The organism is Clostridium sp. CMCC3677, assembly GCF_023845585.1.
Classification (GTDB): domain Bacteria; phylum Bacillota; class Clostridia; order Clostridiales; family Clostridiaceae; genus Clostridium; species Clostridium aquiflavi.
The window spans coordinates 1-3,886 of the sequence record NZ_JAMQHS010000027.1; the positions used below are offsets into that span (position 1 = coordinate 1).

Consider the following 3,886-nt stretch of genomic DNA (forward strand, 5'->3'; position numbering starts at 1 on the left):
GAGTGCCTTGTGTTTAATAATAGAAATTATTTTTTATAAATAATGTTTTTATAAGGGGGTGTTTTAACACCTTAGAAATTGTTAATTATACTGATGAAATCTCTTAACTTTCAACTTAAAATATGACGCAGTCAGTTTTTTATTAAGTTTATAAAATAAATAATATAGGTTATAATTTAATAGATATAGGGATGAAAAGTATTATTTAGATAGATTTATGAAAGATTTTTATGAAAGTTATGGAGTTAGGAGTAGAGCTTATCCAACTTATAAAGGGTAGGCTCTTTTGATTTATATAATTAAAATTATGATTTTACATACAAAATTTTTTGTAGACTTTATATTAAACAAAAGTACAGCTACTGAAAGATATGATAAAATAAATAATAAAGAATTTAATATATTGAGATATTAAGATAAAAAAAGAATTGTTACTGTAGCATTTTTGACATTTATAATTTCTACATTGTTTAGTACTAGATTAATAGTATGAAAGAAAGGTGTGATGATAATTGAGTAAAGAGCAATACAATAAAATAATTAACAATGCTAAAGATACGTTAGATAAAAATATATTAGAAAAAATATCAGAGTTTAAATATAACGAAGTTGATAGCTATTATGTAATACAAGTTTATGTTAAATCAAATATAAAAGCAAAAGAAATGGGAGAAATTCTTACTAATATTGAAGACTATGCTAAGGATTGTGGATTTAATATTTTAGTTGATTTCTTAAGAGGTTAATAAATGGAAGGTTTAATTGATAGATTTACATTGGAATGTAGAACTAATAAATCAGGAAAGCTAAAAAGATTTAGGCCAAATAACATAAAAAAAGAAATTTATAAATTGTGGAAGGCTGATTCCAATGTTATGATTAGAGATGCAATTCTCGCTAATAAAATAGGTATATCTTATCCTAGGCAGTTGGAAATGATACATGGAACTATAGAAAGAATACTAAAGTCATTTGTTATTAAAGAATATGGAATAGAGTTATTAATCCATGAAACAATAACTATTTATAATTCTATTAAATGTGATTTAAGTTCTGAAATTAGTCAAGGGGATTATGCAGCATTAAAATTATTAGATAATAATTTTATATTGCATAGATACCCTACAGAAAATAGATTTTATAGTGAAGATATGATTGATATGGGATTTGAAGTTTTAATAAATGTAAATAGTTTAGTTGAAGAAGCTTTAAATTTAAGTAATAGAGTAAAACGTGCTATAAAAGAAGTAGAAGATGAAATAAGTTTTGACATACAGGATATTAAAAAGGAAGGTGTGAATTTAAATGGTGAATTGTGATAAAAAGGAATTGGAATTCTCAGTATTTATTATTAATAAACTTTCTGATTATCTTAAAAAGCCAGCATCTGAAATATATAAAATTTTGAGTGAAACAAACATATTGGATGATTATATTATAAAGTGTTATGATGTTTTGCATACTCTTGGAAATGAATATTTAATGGAAGATATTACAGAATTAATAAGAGAACGAGGAATAAAGTTATGATAGTTTATCATGGTGGTATTGATATAATTGAAAAACCTAATATTGCATTTTCAAAAAAATATTTAGATTTTGGTTGTGGTTTTTATGTAACTACTTATAAAGAACAAGCAGAAAAATGGGCCAAAAGACGTGGTATGAGAAGCAAAGCCAAACCAATAGTAAATAAATATAATTTATCAGATGATTTAATTAATTATAGTATTATGAATTTTAAAGAGGATGATGAATTATGGCTAAAATTTATTTGCAACTGTAGAAAAGGTGAAGAAATTTACAAAGAATATGATGCTATCATTGGAAGTGTAGCTGATGATAATGTTTTTAAAAGTGTAGATATGTATTTTAAGGGGCTTTGGGATGAAAAAAGAACTTTAGAAGAAATAAAATATTATAAAATGAATAATCAAATATGTTTAGTAAATCAAGACTTGATTAATAATAAATTGAAATTTATAGATAGTTATGAGGTGAAATAAATGATAACAAATCAAGAAGAATTAGAAAAATTTTATATTCAATCATTAGATAGTGATATTATAAATTTTTTAGCAGAAAAACAAAATATGGATACTAGATTAGCTATGGATATATATTATAGAAGTTTATTATGTAAGCAAGTGCATAATGGAGAGAATGGAATACAGTATTTAGATTATAAATATTTAGTTGAAGACTTGTTGGAAAATGAAAAAGAATTGTTTATGTAATTTTGATAGTGGAGCTGTTGGAATTAGAAAGGAAGATGATCTTAATAAGTTAGTTGGAGAAGCGTTAATTAATCAAACTATTATGCCAGCTTTACTTATTGAATGTGCTTTTTGTGATAGTGAAAATGATATGAATGGATATAATCCAGAAAGTGTTGCTAATGCTATATTTAAAGGAATATGTAATGCATTTGATATTTATAGTAATAATGATGTTGGATTTTATGAAAATCAAATTTTTTATAATGTAGCTAAAGGGGATACTTTGTGTAAGATTGCTGGTAAATTTAACACTACAGTTGAAAGTTTAGTAGATCTTAATGGTATTAAAGATAGAAATATGATTTATGTTGGACAGGATATTAGAATAAGGTGAATTGGAGAACACTTACTTTTTGAGTAGGTGTTTTTTGTTAGGATTATTTTACCAAAACAATTATTTTATGTATAATAATAATAGTTTATAAATGAAATCTTAAGTCATAAACTATAATTGTTAATTTACGTTGACTATTAGAAAAATCAAAAGGGGTAAAGAATAATGAAAAAAGTAGCTTTAAAGAAATTATTAGCAGCAGTAATTATTGCAACATCAATAACTACTGTATTTCCAATGAAGGCATATGCAGATTGGAATAAAAATAGTAATGGAACTTGGAATTATACTGAGGGAAATTATAAAGTTAAAGGTTGGAAAAATGTTGAAGGCATATGGTACTTTTTTGACAACAATGGAGATATGAAAAAAGGCTGGATTAAGGACAATGATAAATGGTACTTTGCTAGTGAAAGTGGAGCAATGAAGAATGGTTGGATAAAAGATGGACAAACATGGTACTTTACAAGTCCTAGTGGAGCTATGCAAACAGGATGGGTTAAAGATGGTGATAGATGGTACTTCACAAATTCAGATGGAGCAATGAAAACTGGATGGATAAGTAATAATAATAAATGGTATTATTCTGATTCAAGTGGATCTATGCAAACTGGAATTGTTGAAATAGATGGAAAAACATATGCATTAAGTAAAGATGGTGAAATGTTAACTGGTAAAGTTAAACTGGGGGATAAAACTTATGTATTTGCAGAAAATGGTCAAGCTATAGGCAATGATATCCCGCCGACTAATAAAGCTTTTGAAGATTTTGGTATTACATGTAATCCAAGTAATCCATTAGTTATAAATGAAAATAATAATAGTGAGTTAATACCTGAATTAATTAACGATAAAATAAACAATGTAAATAATAATGTAGATAAATCAGATGCTGAAAGTAGTTCGTCATCAAGTAATTCTTCTAAACATTCACATAATCATAGTAGCTCAGGGGGAACTAGTGGAGGTGAATCAAGTAAACCAGATAATAAACCAACAGAAGGCGATTCAAATAATAAAGAAGAAAATCTTGTTAAACCGGAACATCCCAATCCAATTATAACAAGCAGTAGAGATTTGGAGAAATTACAATCCAATGCCCAATATGAAACAATAATACTTAATATAAAAGATGTATTTGAAAAAGTAGAATTAAAGAATATTAAAACTAAAAAATTAATTATAAAGAATGCAAATAATCTTAGGTTAGAAGAATGTATCATTAATGAATTAGAAGTAAATGCAAATGAAAGCAAACCGGAAATTGAAATTA

General features: G+C 25.7%; 7 protein-coding genes. All 7 read left to right on the top strand.

Annotation, left to right across the window (positions count from 1 at the left end; genetic code table 11):
- Positions 1-512 precede the first annotated feature (512 nt).
- Positions 513-746, top strand: coding sequence for a hypothetical protein (locus NG901_RS16520; protein WP_035793662.1), 234 nt, complete (start codon positions 513-515; stop codon positions 744-746).
- A gap of 3 nt (positions 747-749) precedes the next feature.
- On the top strand, positions 750-1,319 hold the full coding sequence (locus tag NG901_RS16525) for a hypothetical protein (protein ID WP_252217030.1): 570 nt from the start codon (positions 750-752) through the stop codon (positions 1,317-1,319).
- A complete protein-coding gene (locus NG901_RS16530) occupies positions 1,306-1,530 on the top strand; it encodes a DUF3791 domain-containing protein (protein ID WP_252217031.1) in 225 nt (74 codons plus the stop codon). The genes NG901_RS16525 and NG901_RS16530 overlap by 14 nt, the downstream gene beginning before the upstream one ends.
- On the top strand, positions 1,527-2,006 hold the full coding sequence (locus NG901_RS16535; RefSeq protein ID WP_252217032.1) for a DUF3990 domain-containing protein: 480 nt from the start codon (positions 1,527-1,529) through the stop codon (positions 2,004-2,006). Before NG901_RS16530 ends, NG901_RS16535 begins: the two co-directional genes overlap by 4 nt.
- Entirely contained in the window at positions 2,007-2,237 is a 231-nt protein-coding gene (locus NG901_RS16540; RefSeq protein WP_252217034.1) for a hypothetical protein, read from the top strand.
- Positions 2,215-2,613 carry a LysM peptidoglycan-binding domain-containing protein gene (locus tag NG901_RS16545; RefSeq protein ID WP_252217036.1) on the top strand — a complete coding sequence of 133 codons (399 nt, stop codon included), beginning with the start codon at positions 2,215-2,217 and terminating at the stop codon, positions 2,611-2,613. Before NG901_RS16540 ends, NG901_RS16545 begins: the two co-directional genes overlap by 23 nt.
- Before the next feature lie 165 nt (positions 2,614-2,778).
- Positions 2,779-3,886 (top strand): N-acetylmuramoyl-L-alanine amidase family protein (locus NG901_RS16550; RefSeq protein ID WP_252217037.1); only part of this gene is annotated, 1,108 nt, incomplete at its 3' end.